This window comes from Escherichia sp. MOD1-EC5990, assembly GCF_002965285.1.
Classification (GTDB): domain Bacteria; phylum Pseudomonadota; class Gammaproteobacteria; order Enterobacterales; family Enterobacteriaceae; genus Escherichia; species Escherichia coli_F.
Genome location: NZ_PTRV01000015.1, coordinates 16,465 through 40,748, shown reverse-complemented (window position 1 = coordinate 40,748; position 24,284 = coordinate 16,465). Strand labels below are relative to the sequence as shown.

The 24,284-nt window shown below is 49.6% G+C and carries 25 protein-coding genes; 7 read left to right on the top strand and 18 right to left on the bottom strand.

Translation table 11 applies throughout. The features are described 5' to 3' along the window. Nucleotides 1–16 precede the first annotated feature (16 nt). Complete coding sequence (gene dcuC, locus BEB42_RS17250) at nt 17–1,402, bottom strand: anaerobic C4-dicarboxylate transporter DcuC (protein ID WP_000955057.1); 1,386 nt, start codon at nt 1,400–1,402, stop codon at nt 17–19. Nucleotides 1,403–1,990: 588 nt separating this feature from the next. Here dcuC and pagP point away from each other — a divergent pair. Together pagP and cspE are read left to right on the top strand one after the other, a co-directional pair. Further along, nucleotides 1,991–2,551, top strand: a complete 561-nt coding sequence (pagP, locus tag BEB42_RS17240) for a lipid IV(A) palmitoyltransferase PagP (protein WP_001353362.1) — start codon at nt 1,991–1,993, stop codon at nt 2,549–2,551. A gap of 174 nt (nt 2,552–2,725) precedes the next feature. Beyond that, nucleotides 2,726–2,935 carry a transcription antiterminator/RNA stability regulator CspE gene (gene cspE, locus BEB42_RS17235; RefSeq protein WP_000034825.1) on the top strand — a complete coding sequence of 70 codons (210 nt, stop codon included), beginning with the start codon at nt 2,726–2,728 and terminating at the stop codon, nt 2,933–2,935. 53 nt (nt 2,936–2,988) lie between these two features. Here the strand turns inward: cspE and crcB are convergent, their stop codons facing one another. Next, nucleotides 2,989–3,372 (bottom strand): fluoride efflux transporter CrcB, encoded by a 384-nt coding sequence (crcB, locus tag BEB42_RS17230; RefSeq protein ID WP_000939738.1) that lies wholly within the window; start codon nt 3,370–3,372, stop codon nt 2,989–2,991. Nucleotides 3,373–3,467: 95 nt separating this feature from the next. On the opposite strand from crcB, the gene BEB42_RS17225 reads away from it, so the two are divergent. Beyond that, nucleotides 3,468–4,256, top strand: coding sequence for a deaminated glutathione amidase (locus BEB42_RS17225; RefSeq protein ID WP_001305561.1), 789 nt, complete (start codon nt 3,468–3,470; stop codon nt 4,254–4,256). A gap of 128 nt (nt 4,257–4,384) precedes the next feature. Next, nucleotides 4,385–4,588 (top strand): twin-arginine translocase subunit TatE, encoded by a 204-nt coding sequence (tatE, locus tag BEB42_RS17220; RefSeq protein WP_000503931.1) that lies wholly within the window; start codon nt 4,385–4,387, stop codon nt 4,586–4,588. Nucleotides 4,589–4,688: 100 nt separating this feature from the next. On the opposite strand, the gene lipA is transcribed toward tatE, so the two are convergent. The 15 genes from lipA to leuS all read right to left on the bottom strand — a co-directional run bounded on the left by lipA (nt 4,689) and on the right by leuS (nt 20,223). Next, on the bottom strand, nt 4,689–5,654 hold the full coding sequence (gene lipA / locus BEB42_RS17215) for a lipoyl synthase (protein WP_000042632.1): 966 nt from the start codon (nt 5,652–5,654) through the stop codon (nt 4,689–4,691). A 208-nt stretch (nt 5,655–5,862) separates the two neighbouring features. Continuing rightward, nucleotides 5,863–6,816, bottom strand: coding sequence for a YbeF family transcriptional regulator (locus BEB42_RS17205; RefSeq protein WP_000378039.1), 954 nt, complete (start codon nt 6,814–6,816; stop codon nt 5,863–5,865). Nucleotides 6,817–7,075: 259 nt separating this feature from the next. Then, nucleotides 7,076–7,717: a lipoyl(octanoyl) transferase LipB gene (lipB, locus tag BEB42_RS17195; protein WP_000284041.1), complete on the bottom strand. Its 642-nt coding sequence runs from the start codon at nt 7,715–7,717 to the stop codon at nt 7,076–7,078. A 100-nt stretch (nt 7,718–7,817) separates the two neighbouring features. Next, nucleotides 7,818–8,081 (bottom strand): DUF493 family protein YbeD, encoded by a 264-nt coding sequence (ybeD, locus tag BEB42_RS17190; RefSeq protein WP_000850550.1) that lies wholly within the window; start codon nt 8,079–8,081, stop codon nt 7,818–7,820. Between the two features lie 109 nt (nt 8,082–8,190). Continuing rightward, nucleotides 8,191–9,402: a D-alanyl-D-alanine carboxypeptidase DacA gene (gene dacA, locus BEB42_RS17185; RefSeq protein ID WP_001092082.1), complete on the bottom strand. Its 1,212-nt coding sequence runs from the start codon at nt 9,400–9,402 to the stop codon at nt 8,191–8,193. Nucleotides 9,403–9,541: 139 nt separating this feature from the next. Then, a complete protein-coding gene (gene rlpA, locus BEB42_RS17180; protein WP_001231428.1) occupies nt 9,542–10,630 on the bottom strand; it encodes an endolytic peptidoglycan transglycosylase RlpA in 1,089 nt (362 codons plus the stop codon). A gap of 10 nt (nt 10,631–10,640) precedes the next feature. Next, nucleotides 10,641–11,753 carry a peptidoglycan glycosyltransferase MrdB gene (gene mrdB / locus BEB42_RS17175; RefSeq protein ID WP_000131719.1) on the bottom strand — a complete coding sequence of 371 codons (1,113 nt, stop codon included), beginning with the start codon at nt 11,751–11,753 and terminating at the stop codon, nt 10,641–10,643. Nucleotides 11,754–11,755: 2 nt separating this feature from the next. Beyond that, nucleotides 11,756–13,657, bottom strand: coding sequence for a peptidoglycan DD-transpeptidase MrdA (gene mrdA / locus BEB42_RS17170; RefSeq protein WP_000776191.1), 1,902 nt, complete (start codon nt 13,655–13,657; stop codon nt 11,756–11,758). A 30-nt stretch (nt 13,658–13,687) separates the two neighbouring features. Continuing rightward, a complete protein-coding gene (gene rlmH / locus BEB42_RS17165) occupies nt 13,688–14,155 on the bottom strand; it encodes a 23S rRNA (pseudouridine(1915)-N(3))-methyltransferase RlmH (RefSeq protein WP_000776104.1) in 468 nt (155 codons plus the stop codon). A 3-nt stretch (nt 14,156–14,158) separates the two neighbouring features. Beyond that, nucleotides 14,159–14,476, bottom strand: coding sequence for a ribosome silencing factor (gene rsfS, locus BEB42_RS17160; RefSeq protein WP_001161664.1), 318 nt, complete (start codon nt 14,474–14,476; stop codon nt 14,159–14,161). A 259-nt stretch (nt 14,477–14,735) separates the two neighbouring features. Then, nucleotides 14,736–15,347, bottom strand: coding sequence for an adenosylcobalamin/alpha-ribazole phosphatase (locus BEB42_RS17155; RefSeq protein WP_001241879.1), 612 nt, complete (start codon nt 15,345–15,347; stop codon nt 14,736–14,738). Between the two features lie 23 nt (nt 15,348–15,370). Then, nucleotides 15,371–16,012, bottom strand: a complete 642-nt coding sequence (gene nadD / locus BEB42_RS17150) for a nicotinate-nucleotide adenylyltransferase (protein ID WP_000838896.1) — start codon at nt 16,010–16,012, stop codon at nt 15,371–15,373. A 1-nt stretch (nt 16,013) separates the two neighbouring features. After that, entirely contained in the window at nt 16,014–17,045 is a 1,032-nt protein-coding gene (holA, locus tag BEB42_RS17145; RefSeq protein WP_000620504.1) for a DNA polymerase III subunit delta, read from the bottom strand. Beyond that, nucleotides 17,045–17,626, bottom strand: a complete 582-nt coding sequence (gene lptE / locus BEB42_RS17140; RefSeq protein ID WP_001269665.1) for an LPS assembly lipoprotein LptE — start codon at nt 17,624–17,626, stop codon at nt 17,045–17,047. Before lptE ends, holA begins: the two co-directional genes overlap by 1 nt. Nucleotides 17,627–17,640: 14 nt before the next feature. After that, nucleotides 17,641–20,223 carry a leucine--tRNA ligase gene (leuS, locus tag BEB42_RS17135; protein ID WP_001157890.1) on the bottom strand — a complete coding sequence of 861 codons (2,583 nt, stop codon included), beginning with the start codon at nt 20,221–20,223 and terminating at the stop codon, nt 17,641–17,643. Nucleotides 20,224–20,458: 235 nt separating this feature from the next. On the opposite strand from leuS, the gene BEB42_RS17130 reads away from it, so the two are divergent. Beyond that, entirely contained in the window at nt 20,459–20,941 is a 483-nt protein-coding gene (locus BEB42_RS17130; protein WP_001044873.1) for a zinc ribbon-containing protein, read from the top strand. A 69-nt stretch (nt 20,942–21,010) separates the two neighbouring features. Here the strand turns inward: BEB42_RS17130 and ybeQ are convergent, their stop codons facing one another. Then, entirely contained in the window at nt 21,011–21,988 is a 978-nt protein-coding gene (ybeQ, locus tag BEB42_RS17125; RefSeq protein ID WP_000578180.1) for a Sel1 family TPR-like repeat protein YbeQ, read from the bottom strand. A gap of 163 nt (nt 21,989–22,151) precedes the next feature. Between ybeQ and BEB42_RS17120 the strand changes: the two genes are divergently transcribed. Then, complete coding sequence (locus tag BEB42_RS17120) at nt 22,152–22,859, top strand: DUF1266 domain-containing protein (RefSeq protein ID WP_000367034.1); 708 nt, start codon at nt 22,152–22,154, stop codon at nt 22,857–22,859. Continuing rightward, a complete protein-coding gene (locus BEB42_RS17115; protein WP_074501046.1) occupies nt 22,856–24,283 on the top strand; it encodes a J domain-containing protein in 1,428 nt (475 codons plus the stop codon). The genes BEB42_RS17120 and BEB42_RS17115 overlap by 4 nt, the downstream gene beginning before the upstream one ends. Nucleotide 24,284 lies beyond the last annotated feature (1 nt).

The following is a 24,284-nucleotide window of genomic DNA, read 5'->3' as shown; positions in this document are numbered from 1 at the left end:
CCTCCGGCATGACTATTTACTTGCCTGTGACCGCGGCTGCCGTTCCTGGCACCATCAGCTCTGTAGCAACGATAACAATCACCAGCCCAACAAGCACCGGCACCGAGGTGCGTTTTACGACTTCAAATGGTGAGATTTTCGCCATCCCGGCAACCGCAACGACTACGCCAGAAACGGGTGACAGGGTACGACCGAGGTTTGACGCCTGCAGCATTGGGATAGTCAAATACGCCGGGTTAATGCCGGAAGAGTGCGCCAGTTTCGGGATCATCTCAACAAAGGCATAAAACGGCGCATTGCCTGAACCGGTCGTGACTGCCGCCAGCATTGTCAGGATCACCAATACCAGCATCAGGATGATACTCGCCGAACCAAACGAAGTGGCGATAGAAATCAGACTTTGAATAAAGCCGATGGTGCTAAGCCCCTGAGCGAATACCCCAGCGGCAACCAGCAGCATCACCACGTTAGCAAACGCATCTGCCATCCCGCGATAAGCCACTTCCAGGCCCGAGAACACTTTCTGAGTATTAAAGCTGCGGATGAACTCCAGAATGGAGGCAATCAGCATACAAATCACCAGAATAGTGATGATGTGTAATTGCGGCCCCCATTTGCCGTCAAAAATCAGCACTCCGATGATCGGCGTGAACGGCAAAATGGCATAAAACGCAGGAGCAGTGGTGGTGATTTCACTGACATCTAACATTTCATGAGAGATGTGCTCTTTTTTATCCAGATAACGTTGCCAGAAGAAGTGGGCGATCGCCATGCCGATAATTGCAGCAATTGAGATAGGCAGCGTCGTTTTGAAGGCGAAGTCAATCAGCGACATTTCGGAAGCCTGCGCCGCCAGCACCACATCCCCTGAAGTCGGTGCGAGAATAATCGCCGCCGGGGAGGCACAAATAGCAGCAGCTGCACCACGGCTGATACCAACGTTTACCATCACCGGAAACAGGGTTGCCATCAGCAAAACACCCAGACCGGTTGCGGAAGAGACGGCCAGAGACATCAGACAGGCGACAAAATAGGCGGCAATCATCAGCAGGTAAGGGGAGTTAATATACTGCAATGGTTTTGACGCCAGCTTGACCACCATATCATTCGCGCCGATATGGGTCATGTAAGCGGCAAAGCCACACAGCATCATAATCATCATGCCGAGGTCGCCGCCGCGGCTCATTAGCAATATTTTAACGTATTCAACGATATCCGTGGCGCTGTAGCCTGTTGAAGCCTGGCTGGACGGTAACACTTTGTGCCCCATAATGGCACTGATAATCAGCAATAACAGGCCACCGACAAATAACACGCCGGTGGCGGAATACCCTTTAATGATGTAGCGAGCTACACCCACAATAACCACAACCCCAATAAGGAGTTCAATGAATGTCAGCATAATTTTTCCTGTCTCCAGGCCCCAAAGTAAATAATAAAAAATTCCTAAAGCTTAAGGAAAAAATATGCCCAATAAATTGGCGGTGAATGCTGATTAAAATCAAGAAAAACTGCCATTAAGACATTGAAGTTGCTGTTTTTATACATAGATAACAAAACGCATATTTAGCGGTTGGTAATTATCACATAATAATGTGTGTAAATTGATGGTGGATTGATGCAAATTTGTTAATTGCAATGGTGTTAGCCGCGGGTGTGCGCTCAAAAAATAATCTACCATGAGCATAGGTTGACGATATATAATATATTCTTCGTCAAGAATTTTTTTGTATCTTATTAAAAAATAAAGTAATTTTTTCTTGATTGTATTTTGTCATCAAAAAAGACTTGGTTTTTCTTTTATGACTATTCCCATCGCAGAAAACGACGCATCATCTTTAATAGATGCGCGGAAATATTTATCTTGAACAAGCGGAAATAAATAGAACAGCTATTCAGATTATTCTTCATGTTGGGGCTATTAAGGTTATGTTAATTGTAGCTTTGCTATGCTAATAGTAGATTTTTGATAAATGTTTTATGGTCACAAATGAACGTGAGTAAATATATCTCTATATTTTCCTTTGTTTTTATTCAGTTAATCAGCGTTGGTAAAGTTTTAGCTAACGCAGATGAGTGGATGACAACGTTTGGAGAAAATATTACACAAACCTGGCAACAGCCTGAACATTATGATTTATATATTCCTGCCATCACCTGGCATGCTCGTTTCGCTTACGACAAAGAAAAAACCGATCGCTATAACGAGCGACCGTGGGGTGGCGGTTTTGGTCAGTCGCGTTGGGATGAAAAAGGAAACTGGCATGGCCTGTATGCCATGGCATTTAAGGACTCGTGGAACAAATGGGAACCGATTGCCGGATACGGATGGGAAAGTACCTGGCGACCGCTGGCGGATGAAAATTTTCATTTAGGACTGGGATTCACCGCTGGCGTAACGGCACGCGATAACTGGAATTACATCCCTCTCCCGGTTCTACTGCCATTGGCCTCTGTGGGTTATGGTCCAGTGACTTTTCAGATGACCTACATTCCGGGTACCTATAACAATGGCAATGTGTACTTTGCCTGGATGCGCTTTCAGTTTTGAGACAAATGAAATTTTAGTAACTTCTTTAAAATCAATGACTAAAATAATTAACATCAAAAATAACGCGACTTTTATCACTTTTTAGTAAAGTTGCACTGGACAAAGCGTACCACAATTGGTGTACTGGTAACCGACACAGCATTTGTGTCTATTTTTCATGTAAAGGTAATTTTGATGTCTAAGATTAAAGGTAACGTTAAGTGGTTTAATGAGTCCAAAGGATTCGGTTTCATTACTCCGGAAGACGGCAGCAAAGACGTGTTCGTACACTTCTCTGCAATCCAGACTAATGGTTTTAAAACTCTTGCTGAAGGTCAGCGCGTAGAGTTCGAAATCACTAACGGTGCCAAAGGCCCTTCTGCTGCAAACGTAATCGCTCTGTAAGATACGTCAGCAAGAATTCAAAACCCGCTTAATCAGCGGGTTTTTTTTGGTCTTTAGTGTGCGGTTGAGGCCGAAAACAGCCAGAAAGCCAGTGCGGTCATGGCAAAAGACCCCAGAAGGTTGACGAAAACGTTCAGCAACGCCCAGCCAAAGCGGCCCTCTTGTAACAAAAACACCACTTCTGCCGAAAATGTTGAGAAGGTTGTTAGACCGCCACAAAATCCGGTGGTGATTAATACTTTCCACACTGGATCAATGTTCGTCATCCTGCTAAACCAGGCGAATCCCATTCCTATGATGAATGCCCCAATCAGGTTTGCAGCCAGCGTCCCCAACGGAATCGCCTGATGCAGCGGGTTAAATCGCATACTTAACAGCCATCTCGCCACGCTTCCCGTACCACCGCCAATAAAAACTGCTAAAAGAAGTTGTAACACTGCAAAATCCTGCTATTTGATTTGTATGAGTGATAAGTGTAACGCCGAATAATCGCCGTTGGCGAATTTTACGACTCTGACAGGAGGAGGTGGCAATGCTGGTTGCCGCAGGACAGTTTGCTGTTACATCTGTGTGGGAAAAGAACGCTGAGATTTGTGCCTCGTTGATGGCGCAGGCGGCGGAAAACGACGTTTCGCTGTTTGTCCTGCCGGAAGCATTGTTGGCGCGTGATGATCATGATGCAGATCTATCGGTTAAATCAGCACAGCTGCTGGAAGGCGAATTCCTCGGACGTTTACGGCGAGAAAGTAAACGTAACATGATGACGACAATTCTGACGATTCATGTTCCTTCAACGCCGGGGCGCGCATGGAATATGCTGGTGGCGCTACAGGCAGGAAACATCGTCGCCCGTTATGCCAAACTGCATCTCTATGATGCATTTGCCATTCAGGAATCACGCCATGTTGATGCTGGTAATGAAATAGCTCCGTTACTGGAGGTGGAAGGGATGAAGGTCGGTCTGATGACCTGTTATGACTTACGCTTTCCAGAGCTGGCGCTGGCACAGGCATTACAGGGAGCTGAAATCCTGGTACTTCCTGCCGCCTGGGTTCGCGGGCCGCTCAAAGAGCATCACTGGTCAACGTTGCTTGCCGCTCGTGCGCTGGATACCACCTGTTATATGGTGGCGGCGGGGGAGTGCGGGAACAAAAATATCGGGCAAAGCCGGATTATAGATCCCTTTGGCGTCACCATTGCGGCAGCGTCAGAAATGCCTGCACTCATTATGGCGGAAGTGACGCCCGAACGTGTGCGTCAGGTGCGCGCGCAACTGCCCGTCTTAAACAACCGTCGCTTTGCGCCGCCGCAATTATTATGATGTTTTTTTACTCGGCGCTTGATTCACCTTGTTACAGATTGCTATTGTGTGCGCGCGTCGAATGACCGTTAATATTCTCTGGTTTTTAAGGCGCGTTCTGTTGCCGGTTATATGTCAAGAAGGTATCTATGGGTGAGATTAGTATTACCAAACTGCTGGTAGTTGCGGCGCTGGTCGTTCTGCTGTTTGGGACTAAGAAGTTACGTACGCTGGGCGGAGACCTTGGAGCGGCCATTAAAGGGTTCAAGAAGGCGATGAATGATGACGATGCTGCGGCGAAAAAAGGCGCAGACGTTGATCTTCAGGCTGAAAAGCTCTCTCATAAAGAGTGACGTGGCGAGCAGGACGCTCCCTCAATATCTTGTTCGATACAAAAAACCCGCTTCAAAAAGCGGGTTTTTTATCAGACAGATGTAAGTAATTATTACAGGATTACTTAACTTCCATCCCTTTCGCCTGCAAATCGGCGTGGTAAGACGAGCGGACAAACGGACCGCATGCAGCATGGGTAAAGCCCATCGCCAGCGCTTCGGCTTTCATTTCGTCGAACTCATCCGGGCTAACGTAACGTTGAACCGGCAGGTGATGGCGGCTTGGCTGCAAATATTGCCCCAGCGTTAGCATCGTCACACCATGACGGCGCAGGTCGCGCATTACCTCAATAATTTCTTCATTGGTTTCACCCAGACCCACCATCAGACCAGACTTGGTCGGGATTTCCGGATGCGCTTCTTTAAAGCGTTCCAGCAGCTTCAGCGACCAGTTGTAATCTGCACCAGGCCGTACCTGACGGTAAATACGCGGTACGTTTTCCAGGTTATGGTTGAACACATCTGGTGGTGTGGCGGTCAGAATATCCAGAGCACGATCCATACGACCGCGGAAATCCGGCACCAGAGTTTCAATTTTGATTTGCGGGCTTTTTTCCCGAATGGCAGTAATGCAATCCGCAAAGTGCTGGGCACCGCCATCGCGCAGGTCATCACGGTCAACGGAGGTGATAACCACATAACGCAGCGCCATATCGGCAATGGTCTGCGCCAGTTTCACTGGTTCATTGGCATCCGGAGCTACCGGGCGACCGTGGGCAACGTCACAGAACGGACAACGGCGGGTACAAATAGCGCCGAGGATCATAAACGTTGCTGTGCCGTGGTTGAAGCATTCCGCCAGGTTAGGGCAGGAGGCTTCCTCGCAGACAGAATGCAGGCCATTTTTGCGCATTGCGGCTTTGATGCCCTGGATACGTGTAGAGTCCGCTGGAAGCTTGATTTTCATCCATTCCGGCTTGCGCAGCAGGGCTTCGCGCTCTGTTGCCACGTTTTTAACCGGGATAAGGGCCATCTTATCGGCATCGCGGTATTTAACACCGCGTTCCATCACAATGGGTTTACTCATAGCGTGCGTGTTCCAGTTGCGAATTACGAAGGAAAGCGTTTCAATTCAATAGATTGTTGTAATTATCAACTATTTTTGAATTAACGACTGGCAGTATATCATTGAAACGGACCTGAAAGCAGCCAAAGCGGTCGCGAAAATGTAAAATTGTTGTTGGATTGTGCCATTTTTTCGTTCTTCGCTGTGATCTGGCTGTAACAATACTTTTTCAAAATGCATTACGGATAACATCTATTACCCCGTGCAGGATGGGATCACGCAGGCTGAATTTGTTGTAGTGGATAGAGAAATCTACTTGCTCCTCATTTAAGGACGGAAAAGGCAGTTTTTCCAGCGGCCAGCAACGGCTAAACAGGTTATAAAAACGGCTGGGAATAATCGCTAACATGTCACTGTTGGCAACCAGTGCAGCGATTGTCAAAATGTTGTAGCTGGTGAAACTGATTTGCCGGTCCGGAAACATCTCTTGAACTCTCTGCCGCAGACCGCTGAAATTTTGCCCTTCCGGTAACAGGAGTATATGCGCAGCGTTGTCAATAGTCTCTCTGTCATCTTCTAAAGAGAGTAGCGGATTTCCCTCGCGGCAAATTAACACCATATTGTCGGTGAACAGAACATGATGTTGCACCGTACGATTGGTGCAAAACATGTTATCGATGATGAGATCGGTTTGAAACTGACTGAGTTGGTTTTCCGCGTCGCTGATGGGGGGGTTGCGCAGTAAAAGCTGCGGATAGTGAGATTTAATCGCCCGATAGATGACAGGAAGGACCAGGGCTCCGACCGAGGGGGTGGTCGCGATAGTTATCGTTCGTTGCTTATCATAGGTTCCTTCGATATCCAGCGCGCCGAGAATGGATTCAAGGCCCTGACTGATATACTCATGCAAATGCATTGCAAATGCAGTAGGAGTGACGCCCTGGCCTTTGCGAATAAACAATGGGTCAGGGAATATAACGCGCAGTTTCTGAATAGACTGACTGATTGCCGAGGGTGTCAGATTAAGCACTTTCGCTGCATTAACGATCCCTTTATGCACATACACAGCTTCAAAAATAGTCAGAAGGTTAAGATCAATATTTCGTAAGGTTGTAAATATTTGTGGTTTACCTTCTGACGACTTTCTGCTTAAACAGGGTTCAATTTGATTATTACTATCCACGCACTTACTCCAATTTTATTCATGGAAAAATAATATTTAAAAAAATTACAATAATCTTATATCTAATTTGAATGGAACGCTTTTGCTCACCATAGTCAACTATTTCAATAAGTTAATCAATGGGGTGAGTTACGGAGCGAAGCATTGCATCGCATTTCTGCAAGTGATAAAGAAAATATACAAACGCGAAGGAGAAGTAAAGCATTAGCAGGTATTATGAGTAATGACCCAGTGTAAATTGGGCCATTGATGTATGTAATTAAGCGGTAATATATTCGAAGTCGGGATTGTTTAGTAGCACTAAAATATTTTCTAGCAAACGCGGTGCAATATTATTAGTTGTCGCTTCGGGTTTCCATTGTGATATTTTAGCCATTTCCATTCCGGCATACCCACAAGGATTAATACGTAAAAATGGCGAAAGATCCATATTGACGTTTAATGCCAGACCGTGGAATGAACAACCGCGCCGAATACGTAAGCCAAGTGAGCAAATTTTCTTTTCCCCGACATAGACACCAGGCGCGTCAGCCCGAGGATGTGCTTCTATACCCAGTTCAGCCAGGGTATTCACCACTGTTTGCTCGAGCAAGGTCACCAGTTCACGCACACCGAGTTTACGGCGTTTCAGGTTAAGCAACACATACATCACCTGTTGCCCCGGCCCGTGATAAGTCACCTGCCCACCGCGATCGCTTTGGATCACCGGAATATCGCCCGGCATTAAAATGTGCTCCGCTTTTCCTGCCTGCCCTTGGGTGAATACCGGATAGTGCTCGACCAGCCAGATTTCATCAAGGGTACTTTCATCGCGGGTATCGGTGAATTCATGCATAGCCTGGGAGATTGGCTCGTAAGGCTGAAGACCGAGCTGGCGGACAAGAATTTTATCCTGATACAAAACGGCATCTCCGTGGAGAATGAGTAAAAGTGGGGGAAAAGTATATCACAGCGAGGAGAGGGGAGTTACCCGACCAGGGGCCGGGTAAAGAATACGCGAGTTACAGAACCATGCGGACAATATCGATTTTGCCCAGTTCTTCATACAGTGTTTCAACCTGCTCAATATGAGTGGCGTTGATAGTGATAGATACCGAGTGGTAGTTGCCTTTGCTGCTTGGTTTTACCGTTGGGGTGTAGTCACCTGGCGCATGGCGCTGTACCACTTCAACCACCTGATCAACCAGCTCAGGTAACGCCTGCCCCATAACTTTGTAAGTAAAAGGAGTAGGGAATTCAAGCAGTTCGTTAAGTTTGGTTTTCATGTCAGCTCCGGCGTAACGTAATTAAATAGCAACTCCCGCCAGAAGGCGGGAGTTTTTTACTGATGCTTAGTATATGGGGGCGGAAATCACACTTTCAAGTGTTCGATTTTTAACCAAACCAGTGATGGAACATTAACTTAATGTAATCAATGATTTTGCCGAAGAAGTTGCCTTCCGGGATTTCTTGCAGCACAACCAGCGGGCGTTGTTCGATCGTTTTGCCATCAAGCTGGAAGTTGATAGTACCGACGACCTGATTCTTTTGCAGCGGCGCATGCAATTCACTGCTGTTCAGCACATAGCTGGCTTTCAGATCTTTCATGCGGCCACGCGGAATGGTCAGGTACACGTCTTTATCAACACCTAACGAAGCGCGATCAGAATCACCAAACCAAACCGGTTCAGAGGCGAACTCTTTACCTACTTTCAGTGGGTTAACGGTTTCGAAGAAACGGAAGCCCCAGGTTAGCAGTTTTTTACTTTCGGCTTCACGGCCTTTAAAAGTACGTCCGCCCATCACCGCAGAGATCAAGCGCATCTGGCCTTCAGTCGCAGAAGCAACAAGGTTGTAACCTGCTTTGTCAGTGTGTCCGGTTTTGATGCCGTCGACATTCAGGCTGTTATCCCATAACAGGCCGTTACGGTTCAGCTGGCGAATACCGTTAAACGTAAATTCTTTTTCTTTATAGATCGAGTATTCATTCGGTACGTCACGGATCAACGCCTGGCCGATCAGCGCCATATCTCGCGCGGAGCTGTACTGACCGTCAGCGTCGAGACCGTGCACGGTCTGGAAGTGAGTGTTTTTCAGGCCCAGTGCGTTAACGTAGCTGTTCATCAAGCCAACAAAAGCGTCCTGGCTACCAGCGGCAAAATCGGCCATAGCGACGCAAGCATCGTTACCCGATTGCAGGTTAATACCGCGGATCAGCTGAGAAACCGGAACCTGCATGCCCGGTTTGAGGAACATCAGCGAAGAACCTTTAAACACCGGGTTACCGGTAGCCCATGCGTCGTTGCCGATAGTGACTAAATCAGTTTCTTTAAATTTACCGGCTTTCATTGCCTGGCCGATAACGTAACTGGTCATCATTTTGGTCAGGCTGGCAGGATCGCGGCGGACATCTGCGTTCTGTTCGGCGAGCACTTTGCCGGAGTTATAGTCAATCAGGATGTAGGACTCCGCATCGATCTGCGGTACACCCGGGATCATAGTTTTGATATTCAGGTCATCGGCATGTGCAGCAGAGATAAAGGCTGTGCAAAGAGCCGTGGTGAGCGCCAGGCGCTTCATGATACGAGCGGAAAAAATGGTATTCATGGTCTGAACTACGACATCCGTGATGGAATTAAAAAAAGTGCCCTACTATAGCAAATGCACTACCGGCAGGCATCTGACTTTCCGCGTGACTTTGTTAACGTCATTTACAGAAATTGACACATCAGATGCCTGCTTTACGCTACTGCGCGGTGGTAATAAATGACTGTAATTGGGCTTCGGTTTGCAAACGTTGCTGCAAGGTACTGGCTTCGGCTTTGCTGGCGAATGGACCAAGCTGGATCCGCCAGACTGCGCCATTTTGGGTCACGCGGCCGGGGACGCCGAACTTCTGTCCCAGTTGCTGTTGGTACTGTTGCGCACGCGCCTGATCGCTTACGGCCCCAACTTGCACCATAAAGTTGCCGCTAGCGCTTTGCGAGGCGGCTTGCGGTGTCACCATTGCAGGCGAGGTTGCAGGCGTTGTCGAGGGAGCTGTAACAACGGGCTGTGGCGCAGGTGTTGGTTCGCTGCCTTCCAGCACACCAGGCGCTAACGTCGTTGGTGCACCGAGGAAACCGCTGCTGGTTACCGGTGCGCCGGTCGGATCTTCGCTTTTTAGCGTCGAATTACTGACCGGAAGAATGTCACCCTGTGGGCCAGACACTGAACTTGTTCCCGCGCCACCGCTTAAATCGGGAGGTGCAGGCAGGGCGTAAGTCTGTTTGGCGACTGTGGTACAAGCCATACCAGGACCAGAAAGCGAACCATCCTGGGCGACAATAATCGGATCGATACGAACTTTGGTGTTGTTTGACGTGTTAAGACGGTCAGCTGCTGCGCGAGAAAGCGAAATAACGCGGTCGTTGCCGTAAGGACCGCGATCATTAATGCGCACCACGATCATTCGCCCGTTAGCCAGGTTAGTGATTCTGGCGTAGCTGGGGATCGGAAGCGTTGGATGGGCCGCCGTCAGCTGTGTCGGATCGAAAGCTTCGCCAGAGGCCGTCAGGTTACTGCCTGGTTCGGCATCATAGATTGCCGCCAGTCCCGCCTGGCTAAATCGAGACGGATCCTGCACGATTTTGTAGCTTTTACCGTCGCGCTGGTAATCCTGATTTGCCGTCGCGTTCAGTGGTTCGAAACGCGGGTCCGCCCCGCTAATTTCAACTATGGGGCCGTTACATACCGCAGGCTGCGGTACACTTACCGTCTGTTGCTGACCATCATCGCTTGTACATGCCGCGAGCATTCCTGCCGCGATGCAGATCCCGAGCCACTGCTTACGCATTGCGCACCTCTTACACGCTTTTCGACAACATTTTCCTGTGGGTGTGGATTGACATTACAATCCCGAACCCAGCCATCAGCACAATTAGCGCCGATCCTCCATAACTGACCAGTGGGAGCGGAACCCCTACAACCGGCAGAATACCGCTTACCATACCAATATTTACGAAGACATAAACGAATAATATCAGCATTAAGCCGCCAGCCATGACGCGACCAAAGGTGGTTTGCGCTCTGGCGGCTATCCACAGCCCGCGCATGATCAGCAGAATGTAGAGAGCGAGCAGAATCAAAATGCCCACTAATCCCAGCTCTTCCGCCAGTACCGCGAAGATAAAGTCGGTATGGCGTTCGGGTAGAAATTCAAGTTGTGACTGAGTGCCATGCAGCCAACCTTTGCCGCGTAATCCGCCGGAGCCAATAGCAATTTTAGACTGAATAATGTGATAGCCCGCGCCGAGTGGGTCTGATTCCGGGTCCAGGAGCATCATTACGCGTTGGCGCTGGTAATCATGCATCAGGAAGAACCACAGAATTGGAATGAACGCCGCTACCAGCACTACTGCGACGCCAATCAGACGCCAGCTAAGGCCAGAGAGGAACAGTACAAACAGACCGGAAAGCGCAACGAGGATTGATGTCCCCAGGTCAGGCTGCGCAGCCACCAGCAGCGTGGGCATAAATATCAGCACCAGCGCGATGCCTGTGTTCTTCAACGACGGCGGGCAAACGTCGCGGTTGATAAAGCGCGCTACCATCAGTGGTACGGCTATTTTGGCAATTTCCGACGGCTGAAAACGAACGATACCGAGGTCCAGCCAGCGTTGAGCGCCTTTAGAGATGGCACCAAAAGCATCTACTGCCACCAGCAAAATAATACAGATGATATAGAGATAGGGGGCCCAGCCTTCATAAACGCGTGGAGGAATTTGCGCCATCACCACCATGATGACCAGACCCATCGCGATTTGGCCGATTTTACGCTCCATCATGCCAATATCCTGACCGCTGGCGCTCCAGATAACCAGGGCGCTGTAAACCAGCAATGCCAGTAAGATCAGCAGCATTGTGGGATCGAGATGGACTTTATCCCAGAATGTTTTTTTATTCGGATTATCCGTCATGATTAATGGTCCTCCGCTGCGGCAACCGCTGGATTTTCCGCAGGCAGATCGGTGTTGTTATCACCCAGCATAATGTGGTCGAGGATCTGGCGCATCAGCGTACCAACCGCCGGACCCGCACCGCCGTTCTCCAGAATCATGGCGACAGCGACTTGCGGATTGTTGTATGGCGCAAAGGCGGTCATCAGTTTGTGGTCACGTAAACGCTCGGCAATTTTGTGCGCATTATAGGTTTCGTTCGCTTTCAGACCGAAGACCTGAGCTGTACCAGATTTCGCCGCAATTTTGTACGGTGCGCTGGCAAAGTATTTATGCGCCGTACCGTTAGGGCGGTTAGCAACACCGTACATACCGTCTTTTGCCAGCTCCCAGTAACCGGAATGAATATCGCCGACGGGCGGTTCATGCGGTTGTACCCATGGCACCTGTTTGCCGTCTTCAGCGGTGCTCATCAGCAAATGCGGAACCTTCACGATACCGTCATTAATCAGGATCATCAGTGCCTTACTCATCTGGATTGGGGTCGCTGTCCAGTAACCCTGACCGATACCAACCGGAATGGTGTCACCCTGATACCACGGTTTTTTAAAGCGTTTCTGTTTCCATTCACGGGTAGGCATGTTGCCGGAACGTTCTTCCGCCAGGTCGATACCGGTGTAATGACCATAACCGAATTTACCCATCCATTCGGAGAGGCGATCGATCCCCATATCGTAGGCCACCTGATAGAAGAAGGTATCCGCAGATTCTTCCAGCGATCTTGTGACATTCAGACGCCCGTGGCCCCATTTTTTCCAGTCACGATAACGTTTTTCTGAACCTGGCAGTTGCCACCAGCCTGGGTCAAACAGCGTCGTATTGCGCGTGATCACTCCGGCGCTCAATGCCGAAACCGCCACATAGGGTTTAACTGTAGACGCGGGAGGATAAACCCCCTGTGTGGCGCGGTTCACCAGCGGTGTATTTGGGTCGTTCAGCAAGGCGGAATAATCTTTGCTGGAGATACCGTCAACAAACAGGTTTGGGTCATAACTAGGCGTGGAAACCAGCGCCAGCACCCCACCTGTACGCGGATCGGTGACTACCACCGCTGCGCGGCTACCCGCCAGCAGCGTTTCAATATATTGCTGGAGTTTGAGATCCAGCGTCAGGTAAATATCGTGTCCGGCTTGCGGTGGCACTTCTTTTAACTGGCGGATAACACGCCCACGGTTGTTAACTTCAACCTCTTCATAACCTGTCTGACCGTGAAGCACGTCTTCATAGTAACGCTCAATGCCCAGCTTACCGATATCATGCGTTGCCGCATAGTTGGCCAGTTTGCCGTCATTATTCAGGCGTTCGACGTCTTTATCGTTGATTTTCGACACATAGCCGATGACGTGGGTCAATGCTGAACCGTAAGGATAGTAACGACGCTTATAGCCTTTAACTTCGACACCCGGAAAACGGTACTGATTGACGGCAAAGCGTGCCACTTGTACTTCAGTCAGGTTAGTTTTCACCGGAATGGAGGTGAAACGGTGTGAACGTGCGCGCTCTTTTCGGAATGCAGCAATATCGTCATCGGTCAGATCAACCACGCTGCGCAAAGCGTCCAGCGTTTGCTGCACGTTATCGACTTTCTCCGGCATCATCTCTATCTGGTAGATAGTGCGGTTAAGTGCCAGAGGGATACCGTTACGGTCGTAGATAATGCCGCGGCTGGGCGCGATAGGCACCAGCTTAATGCGGTTTTCATTAGATCGGGTCTGGTAATCGGTAAAGCGAACAATTTGCAGATTATACAGGTTGGCGATAAGCACGCCGGTCAGCAGCAAAATCCCCAAAAAGGCGACCAGCGCCCGGCGCACAAACAGCGCGGACTCTGCCGTATAGTCGCGAAAAGAGTTCTGTAGTTTCATCCGCTGCATTTTCTACTCAAAGCTCCCTTATCACTCACGGTGATAAGGATGGTTGGTGGTGATGCTCCACGCCCGGTACAGACTCTCTGCGACCAGCACGCGAACCAGCGGATGGGGAAGGGTAAGCGCCGACAGCGACCAGCTCTGCTCCGCCGCCGCTTTGCAGGCAGGCGACAACCCTTCAGGCCCGCCAATCAGCAGACTGACGTCGCGACCATCCAGCTTCCAGCGTTCCAGTTCAGCGGCTAACTGCGGCGTATCCCAGGGCTTGCCTGGAATATCGAGGGTGACAATGCGGTTTTTGCCTGCGGCTGCCAGCATCTGCTCACCCTCTTTGTCGAGTATGCGCTTGATGTCCGCATTCTTGCCGCGTTTTCCGGCCGGAATTTCAATCAGCTCAAAGGGCATATCTTTCGGAAAACGACGCAGGTACTCGGTAAAACCGGTTTGTACCCAATCCGGCATTTTCGTTCCCACGGCGACAAGTTGCAGCTTCACGCATTAACTCCAGAGTTTTTCCAGTTCATACAGGCGACGGCTCTCTTCCTGCATGACATGGACAATCACATCGCCCAAATCCACGACAATCCAGTCGGCACTGTTTTCACCTTCTACGCCGAGCGGTAACAGGCCCGCTGCGCGAGACTCCTGCACAACGTGGTCAGCAATGGACATAACATGACGGCTGGACGTACCCGTACAGATGATCATGCAGTCGGTGATGCTGGATTTGCCTTGAACGTCTAAGGCGATGATGTCCTGACCTTTGAGGTCATCAATTTTGTCGATAACAAAATCCTGGAGTGCTTTACCCTGCAAGTTTTCCCCCTGGGTGAATCAAATAGATAAAAATGGTCTGTCAGTATACCTGAACCAGAGGCGATTTCGGGACAATTGTCGCCGAATCGGCTTTCGAAAGTGGGCTATCATCCCACCCCGCGCCGCAGATTGCATCGCCATTTTTGTAAAACAATTTCTACAAAGTCGTGTCTGGCGGAAAAAGTCTGGCTGCGGAGAATATCAGCCTGCCCGGGGCTGTCAATGGTCGTTGCGGCTTACCCGTAAAAAAACAGAAAAGTCATGTATTCTCGACCCCGATGGCACGGCTATTGAGGACGCGTAGCGTCGCGAATTTTTGGTTGATATCAATGGCGCTCCAACACCCCTGGTCAACGCGAAAATGCCACATAGCCTCGGCAGGCATGCCAATTAAACGAGCGATTAACAGACTCAGTACACCCTGATGGCTGACGACTAAAATATTCTGATAGTGCTGAAATTCACTAAGCCTTGCGATAAACCGTTCCACACGTTGTGAAAATGCCTGAAATCCTTCACCGTTCGTGGGGATAGCATGCTGCCAGTCATTGCACCACGCGCTATAGTTTTCGGCATCTTCTTGCATGAGGTCGCGATGATGTCGCATCTCCCAGTCGCCAAAAAACATTTCGTTGAGTTCAGGGATGATTTGCACGGGGAGCTGGCGATCACTGAGAACCCGTCGCGCGGTATGCTGTGCCCGTTCCAGTTCACTGCATAAAACCAGGTCAAAGGAAACACCATGTAGCAGCGTATGCAGATTTTGCGCTTGCTCAATACCGCGCGCAGTCAGGGGTGTGGGAGCATGACCGCTGTACAGACCATCGATATTCGCTTGCGTTTCGCCATGACGAATTAACCACAGTCGCATCATGCCCTCCGTAACGACAGGTATCAGCGATACAAGCCTTGTTGGTTAATGTAAGTCAGTACCGGTTCCGGCAATAAATCCTCACACGATTCACCGTTTTGCAAACGTTCGCGGATGATGGTCGCCGAGATGTTAAACCATGGCGTTTCAGCCAGATAAATTTTTCCGGCAGGCTGAAGATGGAGATCTTCCGGGTTATGTGTCAAATGATCTTCCAGCCATTGCTGGTATTGCGGTTGCGCCATTTCAAGTGGGTAACCGGGACGCCGACAGACGATCAAATGTGCATTGTCGAGTATCGTTTCGTATTCGTACCAGGTTGGAAAGGTGAGCAGTGAATCCTGGCCAATAATAAATGCCAGCGGCACATCTGGCCCTTGTTCCTGCCGCCATTCTTTCAGTGTTTGCGCAGTGTAAGAGGGAGAATTGCGCTTTAGCTCGCGTTCATCAAGAGTAAACAGTGGCTTGTCGGCAATCGCCAGTTCAAGCATGTGTTTACGCTGCACGCTGGTTGCTTCCGGCTGGGGACGATGCGGAGGAACATTATTAGGGATGATGGTGACTCGCGTCAGACCAATCAAGTTCGCCAGCGTTTCCACGGGCTTAAGATGACCATAGTGCACCGGATCAAAGGTGCCACCAAACAGAGCCTGTAAAGATTTCATATCAACCGTCGATAAATACGTCCGCCAGGGGTTTATGGCACAACAGAAGAGATAACCCTTCCAGCTCTGCCCACACTGACTGACCGTAATCTTGTTTGAGGGTGAGTTCCGTTCGTGTCAGGAGTTGCACGGCCTGACGTAACTGCGGCTGGCTTAAGCGATTTAACGCCTCACTCATCATGCCCCGGCGGTTCTGCCAAACGCGATGTTTATCAAACAACGCACGCAGTGGCGTATGGGCAGACTGGCGTTTCAGGTTAACCAGTAACAACAGTTCTCGTTGTAATGTGCGCAACAAAATAACCGGCTCGCTGCCTTCCAGACGCAGTTGCTGAAGAATATGCAACGCGCGCTTACTTTTGCCCATCAACAAAGCATCAACCCAATGAAAAGGGGTGAAATGCGCGGCATCATTCACCGCCTGTTCAACGCGCGGTAATGTCAGTTTGCCGTCTGGCCAGAGTAGCGATAAACGCTCCAGTGCCTGGGCCAGCGCCAGCAGGTTACCTTCATAACAGTAGCAGAGCACTTGGTTTGCCGCGTCATCCAGTTCTAAGTTGAGCTGTTTTGCACGCGCAGCAACCCAGCGGGGAAGCTGAGCCTGCTCCGGCGTCTGACAGGTCACCTGCACGCTGCGATTCGCAAGAGCAGTAAACCAGGCGGCATTTTCTTGCGCTTTGCTTAATTTATTACCGCGGACGATCAACAGCAGGTCGTCATGCAGAAGTCCAGTGAGTGTGAGAAGTTGTTCATTGATCGCCGCATTCGGTCCGTTTTCTGGTAACAACAGCAATAGCGTTTGTCGACTGGCAAACAGACTCATGGCCTGGCATAACGAAAAGACCGCATTCCAGTCAGTGTTGGGATCAATGGAAAAAGTGTGGTGTTCTTCGAATCCTTGTGCCGCAGCGACCTGACGAATAGCGTCCTGGCTTTCCTGCAGTAACAGAGGATCGTTACCAAGTAAAAGATACGCCGCGCGCAGCCCTTCATTGAGCTGCGCGCGGAGTTGTTCCGGGTACAACCGAATCATCAGTTACCCAGCGTGGTAGAGACGCGTGCAGGCGTTGCCGGAGTATCCGTTGTGGTCGACGTCTGTTCTTCGTCGGAACGAATATCCGCAGCACGGATGCTTGGTAGCTTACGAATCAGCTGTTCGGCAGCACGGTCGTACATCTCTTTAATGATCATTTCCTGCTCGTTATCTTTCGCTAACGCCATTTGCGGGTTATCGAAGAACGAACGGAAGACTTTGGCGCTAATCGGGTAGATATCTCGTCCAGGAATCAATACCGACGCGCTAACAGTCATCACCATCTGATATTCCGCAGTTTGACCATTACGGAAAACCGACGCGGTATCCTGCGAGATTGATACAGCACCCAAACGCAGGGATGGAACGTCCTTACGCGTGGTTTCTTTATCAAGCAACTCGACACCATTCAGACGTAACTGGTTACGCACCGCACGGCTTAATGGCCCGTTCGGATCGCCTGAGTCCAGAATCATGACCTTCATAGTGGAAGGAACCTGCGTAGTATCACGCAGATGCCAGCCACACCCGGCGGTGATTAACACCGCCAGAGATAACAACAATGTTGCCAGATATCGCACGCTTCCTCCCGCGCTTAGCCAACGACCAGATTGAGGAGTTTACCCGGTACGTAAATCACTTTACGCACGGTAACGCCATCAAGATATTTTGCTACCAGATGTTCCTGGCCAGCACGTTCGCGAACCTGTTCTTCCGTTGCGTCCACCGGAACAGTGATTTTGGCACGGACTTTACCGTTAACCTGCACCACCACCAGAGTGGAGTCTTCCACCATCGCTTTTTCGTCAGCAACCGGCCACGGCGCGTTGTCGATATCGCCTTCGCCTTTCAGTTCCTGCCACAGCGTGAAGCAGATGTGCGGGGTGAACGGGTTAAGCATACGGACTACCGCCAGCAGCGCTTCCTGCATCAGGGCGCGATCCTGCTCGCCATCGGTCGGTGCTTTCGCCAGTTTGTTCATCAGCTCCATAATTGCCGCAATCGCGGTGTTGAAGGTCTGACGACGGCCGATATCATCGGTCACTTTAGCGATAGTTTTATGAACATCGCGACGCAGTGCTTTCTGATCTTCAGTCAACGCGTCGACATTCAGTGCTGCAACATCACCTTTTGCAGTGTGCTCGTAAACCAGTTTCCAGACACGTTTCAGGAAGCGGTTAGCCCCTTCCACACCGGATTCCTGCCATTCGAGAGTCATATCCGCCGGAGAAGCAAACATCATAAACAGACGAACGGTGTCCGCGCCGTAACGTTCAACCATCACCTGTGGGTCGATACCGTTGTTCTTCGACTTGGACATTTTGCTCATGCCGGTATAAACCAGTTCATGGCCTGCCGCGTCTTTCGCTTTCACGATACGGCCTTTCTCGTCACGTTCAACGATAGCATCAACTGGGGAAACCCAGTTACGCTCGCCGTTTTCGCCAACATAGTAGAAGGCATCCGCCAGCACCATACCCTGACACAGCAACTGTTTTGCTGGTTCGTCAGAGTTCACCATGCCTGCATCACGCATCAGTTTGTGGAAGAAGCGGAAGTAGAGCAGGTGCATAATGGCGTGTTCGATACCACCAATGTAGATATCCACCGGCAGCCAGTAGTTGGCCGCTTCGGAATCCAGCATACCTTCTTTGTACTCAGGGCAAGTGTAGCGCGCATAGTACCAGGAGGACTCCATAAAGGTGTCGAAAGTGTCGGTTTCACGCAGCGCTGGCATACCGTTAACGGTGGTTTTCGCCCACTCAGGATCAGCTTTGATTGGGCTGGTAATGCCGTCCATCACCACATCTTCCGGCAGGATCACCGGCAGTTGGTCGTCCGGGGTCGGCATTACAGTACCGTCTTCCAGCGTCACCATCGGAATCGGCGCGCCCCAGTAACGTTGACGGGAAACACCCCAGTCGCGCAGGCGGTAGTTCACTTTACGCTCGCCAACACCCATCGCAGTCAGTTTATCGGCGATGGCGTTGAAGGCTGCTTCATGATCAAGGCCGTTGAACTCGCCAGAGTTGAACAGCACGCCTTTTTCGGTCAGGGCTTGCTGAGAAAGATCTGGCTCAGAGCCGTCAGCTGCCAGGATAACCGGCTTGATATTCAGGCCGTATTTAGAGGCAAACTCGTAGTCGCGCTGATCGTGACCCGGAACCGCCATGACTGCGCCGGTGCCGTATTCCATCAATACGAAGTTTGCTGCCCAAACCGGAATTTCTTCGCCCGTTAATGGGTGAACCGCTTTAAAGCCAGTATCGACGCCTTTTTTCTCCATCGTCGCCATTTCAGCTTCGGCAACTTTGGTGTTACGGCATTCGTCAATAAAGGCGGCCAGTTCAGGATTATTTTCCGCCGCTTTCTGTGCCAGCGGATGACCTGCCGCTACCGCCAGGTAGGTACAACCCATAAAGGTGTCCGGGCGGGTAGTGTAAACGGTCAGCGTGTTGTCATAGTCGTTAACGTTGAAGGTGATTTCTACGCCTTCGGAACGACCGATCCAGTTACGCTGCATGGTTTTAACGGTGTCTGGCCAGTGATCCAGTTTATCCAGATCGTTGAGCAGCTCGTCAGCGTAAGCGGTGATTTTGATAAACCACTGCGGGATCTCTTTACGCTCAACTTTGGTATCGCAGCGCCAGCAGCAGCCATCGATAACCTGTTCATTCGCCAGTACGGTCTGGTCGTTCGGGCACCAGTTGACCGCAGAAGTCTTCTTATATACCAGGCCTTTTTTATACAGCTCGGTGAAGAATTTCTGTTCCCAACGGTAGTATTCCGGCGTACAGGTTGCCAGCTCGCGGCTCCAGTCATAACCAAAGCCCAGCATTTTGAGCTGGTTTTTCATGTACGCGATGTTGTCGTACGTCCACGGTGCTGGCGCGGTGTTATTTTTCACCGCTGCGCCTTCCGCAGGCAGACCAAACGCGTCCCAGCCGATCGGTTGCAGAACGTTTTTGCCCAGCATGCGCTGGTAACGGGCGATCACGTCACCGATGGTGTAGTTACGTACGTGGCCCATGTGTAGTCGACCAGAAGGATAGGGAAGCATAGACAGGCAGTAATACTTCTCTTTGCTCTCGTCTTCTGTTACTTCAAATGTGCGCTTCTCATCCCAATGAAGCTGTACTTTGGATTCTATCTCTTCCGGGCGGTATTGCTCTTGCATGGCAGCCAGTGGTCCTGTTTTCAATACGGCTACAAAAGTAGCGTTAGAGGTGGTTTTTCAGATCCGCATAGCATAGCCCAAACGTCCGCGTCAAAACAGCCTTTCGCGCACTCGACGTTGAAATGATGCCCGGATTATTCATACATTAATTTACAGAGTTTGTGGGCGTAATAGCAAAGCAAGGAACAAAGAACGTCTATTATTATAGTCAGTTAACGACCCGGGAGATGAAACGATGAACAAGGTTGCTCAATATTACCGTGAACTGGTCGCGTCACTGAGCGAACGCCTGCGTAATGGCGAACGTGATATCGACGCACTGGTGGAACAGGCGCGCGAGCGCGTAATAAAAACAGGGGAGTTAACGCGAACCGAGGTTGATGAGCTGACGCGAGCTATCAGACGTGACCTGGAAGAGTTCGCCATGAGCTATGAAGAGAGCCTGAAAGAAGAATCTGACAGCGTCTTTATGCGGGTGATTAAAGAAAGCTTGTGGCAGGAACTGGCGGACATTACCGATAAAACGCAACTTGAGTGGCGCGAAGTTTTCCAGGATCTCAATCATCACGGGGTTTATCACAGCGGGGAAGTCGTAGGTCTGGGGAATCTGGTCTGCGAGAAATGTCACTTCCATCTCCCAATCTACACACCGGAAGTGCTGACGCTATGCCCGAAATGTGGTCATGATCAGTTCCAGAGACGCCCGTTCGAGCCTTAATGGTCCGATTTCAAACAGCAATAAAGAGAATATGGGCCGAATAAAATTCCCCGGCCCTTGTTTTTATCTCTACAGTAAATCTTCAATCTCACGGATTTTTTGACTGACATCCCTGGTACCGGATGACTGAGCTTTACGATACAGATCGAGAGCCTGTCGGAGATCGACAGGTCTTCCTTCTCCGTAATGATACATAATGGCAAGGTTATACCAGGCAGTGGCATTATCGCATTCAGCGGCTTTCGTAAACCATTCAAAGGCTGCCTGATAATCCTTCTCAACGCCTTGACCGTGTTTATACATATAGCCGATGTTAACGTAAGCGCCGACGCTTTCCTGAGCGGCAGCCTTCAGATACCAGTACATCGCTTGCTTATAGTCCTGGTCCACCCCTTCGCCAGCGTTATAATCCCATGCAATTTGAAACTGGGCATGCCGATTACCCTGCTGTGCGCTTTTCAAATACCAGAATGCGGCAAGAGCTTTGTTTTGGGCAACACCTTTACCGTCTTCATAAAGATCGGCCAGATTGTCTTGTGCGTAACTATGGCCTTGCAATGCAGCTTGTTTGTACCAGAAAAATGCCAGCGCATAGTCTTGTGCGACTCCGTTGCCATTTCTGTACATCCACCCAAGATTATTTTGCGCATAAGACATTCCGCTCTCCGCGGCTATCTGATACCAGACAACCGCTTCTTTATAGTTGGGGTCTTCTCCACGATCCAGTATCCAGCCAAGGGCGTTGGAAGCGAAAGTATGGCCTTGTAGGGCAGCTTTTTTCAGCCAAAAGATGGCTTGCCCATTATCTTTATGACGGCTTTTATCCTCGGTATACTTTTGCCCTAAGGAATATTGTGCTTCACAATGACCTTGCTCAGCGGCCAGCTTCAGCCAGTAAAAGGCCTTTTCGTCGTCCGGAGAGTCAATTGCGCTATCGCGATTATAATAAAACCCAACAATATATTGAGCCTCGCAATCGCCTTTTTCAGCACGTTCGATAATCTCATCTATTGATAAATTATCGCAGCAACTTGACGTAAAAATCATTATCATTTCCTTATGGTTGTAGATAAAATATATTATATTTTTATGTATTCCATTTTTGCGTAAGCCTTATTTTATGCGTATTATGTTGCGTCAGAAAAGTATAAATAACTGAGTCTCGCAATGTAGTTTACATTCATTAAATGAATGTTTAAGGATAAATTATATGGACATGGAGTCGCAAAAAATATTGTTTGCACTTTCCACTCCGATGGAAATACGCAATGAATGCTGTTTACCTTCGCATTCATCCCCCAAAATGTATTTAGGTACATGCTTTTTTGACCTTTCTTCCTCATGGGGAATTGATGACCGTGATGACCTGCTGCGTACAATTCACAGAATGATGGATAACGGTCATGCCGCTCGGTTGGCAGGGCTTTATCACCGCTGGTTTCGTTATTCTCCATGTGAATGGCGTGATTATCTTGCTGAACTAAATGAGCAAGGTCAGGCTTATGCGCAATTTGTCGCCAGCACCGCCGAATGCTGTGGCGAAGGGGGAATCAAAGCCTGGGATTATGTCCGGATGGGTTTTTTAAGCCGAATGGGCGTACTTAATAACTGGTTGAGCGAAGAAGAAAGTCTATGGATCCAGTCGCGCATTCATCTACGGGCGCTACGTTATTATAGTAACTGGCGGCAGTATTTTGCCGGTTATACCTTTGGTCGGCAATATTGGCAGTCTCCCGAAGATGATAATCTTCAGTTATTACGTGAATTTTTAGCGCGTAAAGAATACGACGATTCCGGCAATGATATGTTTTATCAATTATTTGCCAGTGATGATGCGTATTACCCTACCTTGTCCTGGCAACCATTGGCTTACTCTTCTGCATGCCCGGAAACGCTTAAGGATATGAGCGATCTATGAAAAATTGCTGGAAGATTCTCGAAATAGAGGAAACGACTGACGTCGATATTATCCGCTGCGCTTATCTGGCGCTGTTACCGTCCTTTCATCCAGAAACCGATCCGCAGGGTTTTAAACAACTTCGTCAGGCGTATGAGGACGCGCTACGGATTGCGCAGTCGCCTGCTAAATCTGTTTGGCAACCAGAAGAACATGAAGTTGCAGAACATGAAATTCTGCTCGCCTTTCGTGCGTTACTCGCCTCTGATAGCGAACGTTTTCTGCCCTCTGCCTGGCAGCGATTCATTCAGCAATTAAATTATTGCTCGATGGAAGATATTGATGAATTACGCTGGTCGCTGTGCACAATAGCCATGAACACTGCCCATTTATCCTTCGAGTGCGTGGTGTTATTAGCAGAAAGATTGCGGTGGTTGCAGGAGGAAAACGTCGGGGAAATAGACGAAGAAGAACTGGAATCCTTTTTATATGCCATTGCGAAGGGGAATGTTTTTAACTTCCAGACCATTCTGCATCTGCCCGTTGCCGTACAAAATGACACCATTGATTTTTACCAAATGTTCGCTCGGATTTGGTCATCGCATCCAGAATGGCTGACATTGTATTTAGCGCAACATCGCGCAGTGATTATCCCCGATGATGCAAATTTGCACAGAAATTTACTCCGCTGGTATAGCACAAGCCGTCTGGATATCCCCGAACTTCTGGATTACGCCCGGTCGTGGCGGGAAGCTGAACCTGATAATGAAGATGCGCGTTATTATGAATACGCGCAACGCGTCTATTGTGGAGAAGGCGAAAGCCTGCTGGCAGAACTTTGTGACTACTGGCGCGAGTATCCCTCCACCCAGGCGGATGCTTTAATGTTGCAATGGTGCCGTCAGCATCGGGTCGATTATTACCCGTTAGTCGTGATGATGATTGAAGCACGTGAACTGGTTAACGATCAGGGGAAACCGTTACTTTATGTTCCTGGCGACAGTGCGCGTACGCGCTTTCAATTATACGAAATACTCAGCGATGAGAAACTCTCTGCGCTGGGGCGTTCTCTGGTTGAGATGGTTTTGCACAAAGGGCGTAAGCCGCGAATCTCACTCACGCGTGATACACAGCATCCCTTATGGACATTATATTTAGTTGCTAAACAATTAGTGCAGACCAGCCAACCTACAGAAGAATCATTGATGCCGATCGTCGCCCGCCTTGATGCAGAAGATCGTTGTCCTCTGGACGCATTAATAATTCGACGATTATTAATTCAGTCGGCGAATTTTGCCGGGCAACAAACCGTCGAGCCGGAGCCGCAACCGCAGCCAATGCCCGTTGACGATGGTGGGCCGGGCTGTCTGGGCATCATTAAAATTATTTTCTATATTTTTATCTTTGCTGGTTTGATAGGGAAAATACTTCATCTGTTCGGGTGAA

Excerpts from the sequence above, each read along its gene's own strand:
- pagP (WP_001353362.1), top strand. The coding sequence starts at position 1,991 with ATGAACGTGAGTAAATATATCTCTATATTTTCCTTTGTTTTTATTCAG.
- lipA (WP_000042632.1), bottom strand. The coding sequence starts at position 5,654 with ATGAGTAAACCCATTGTGATGGAACGCGGTGTTAAATACCGCGATGCC.
- dacA (WP_001092082.1), bottom strand. The coding sequence starts at position 9,402 with ATGAATACCATTTTTTCCGCTCGTATCATGAAGCGCCTGGCGCTCACC.
- leuS (WP_001157890.1), bottom strand. The coding sequence starts at position 20,223 with ATGCAAGAGCAATACCGCCCGGAAGAGATAGAATCCAAAGTACAGCTT.
- cspE (WP_000034825.1), top strand. The coding sequence starts at position 2,726 with ATGTCTAAGATTAAAGGTAACGTTAAGTGGTTTAATGAGTCCAAAGGA.
- tatE (WP_000503931.1), top strand. The coding sequence starts at position 4,385 with ATGGGTGAGATTAGTATTACCAAACTGCTGGTAGTTGCGGCGCTGGTC.
- BEB42_RS17225 (WP_001305561.1), top strand. The coding sequence starts at position 3,468 with ATGCTGGTTGCCGCAGGACAGTTTGCTGTTACATCTGTGTGGGAAAAG.
- BEB42_RS17155 (WP_001241879.1), bottom strand. The coding sequence starts at position 15,347 with ATGCGACTGTGGTTAATTCGTCATGGCGAAACGCAAGCGAATATCGAT.
- rlpA (WP_001231428.1), bottom strand. The coding sequence starts at position 10,630 with ATGCGTAAGCAGTGGCTCGGGATCTGCATCGCGGCAGGAATGCTCGCG.
- dcuC (WP_000955057.1), bottom strand. The coding sequence starts at position 1,402 with ATGCTGACATTCATTGAACTCCTTATTGGGGTTGTGGTTATTGTGGGT.
- mrdA (WP_000776191.1), bottom strand. The coding sequence starts at position 13,657 with ATGAAACTACAGAACTCTTTTCGCGACTATACGGCAGAGTCCGCGCTG.
- BEB42_RS17130 (WP_001044873.1), top strand. The coding sequence starts at position 20,459 with ATGAACAAGGTTGCTCAATATTACCGTGAACTGGTCGCGTCACTGAGC.
- BEB42_RS17120 (WP_000367034.1), top strand. The coding sequence starts at position 22,152 with ATGGACATGGAGTCGCAAAAAATATTGTTTGCACTTTCCACTCCGATG.
- ybeD (WP_000850550.1), bottom strand. The coding sequence starts at position 8,081 with ATGAAAACCAAACTTAACGAACTGCTTGAATTCCCTACTCCTTTTACT.
- nadD (WP_000838896.1), bottom strand. The coding sequence starts at position 16,012 with ATGAAATCTTTACAGGCTCTGTTTGGTGGCACCTTTGATCCGGTGCAC.
- mrdB (WP_000131719.1), bottom strand. The coding sequence starts at position 11,753 with ATGACGGATAATCCGAATAAAAAAACATTCTGGGATAAAGTCCATCTC.
- holA (WP_000620504.1), bottom strand. The coding sequence starts at position 17,045 with ATGATTCGGTTGTACCCGGAACAACTCCGCGCGCAGCTCAATGAAGGG.
- BEB42_RS17115 (WP_074501046.1), top strand. The coding sequence starts at position 22,856 with ATGAAAAATTGCTGGAAGATTCTCGAAATAGAGGAAACGACTGACGTC.
- ybeQ (WP_000578180.1), bottom strand. The coding sequence starts at position 21,988 with ATGATTTTTACGTCAAGTTGCTGCGATAATTTATCAATAGATGAGATT.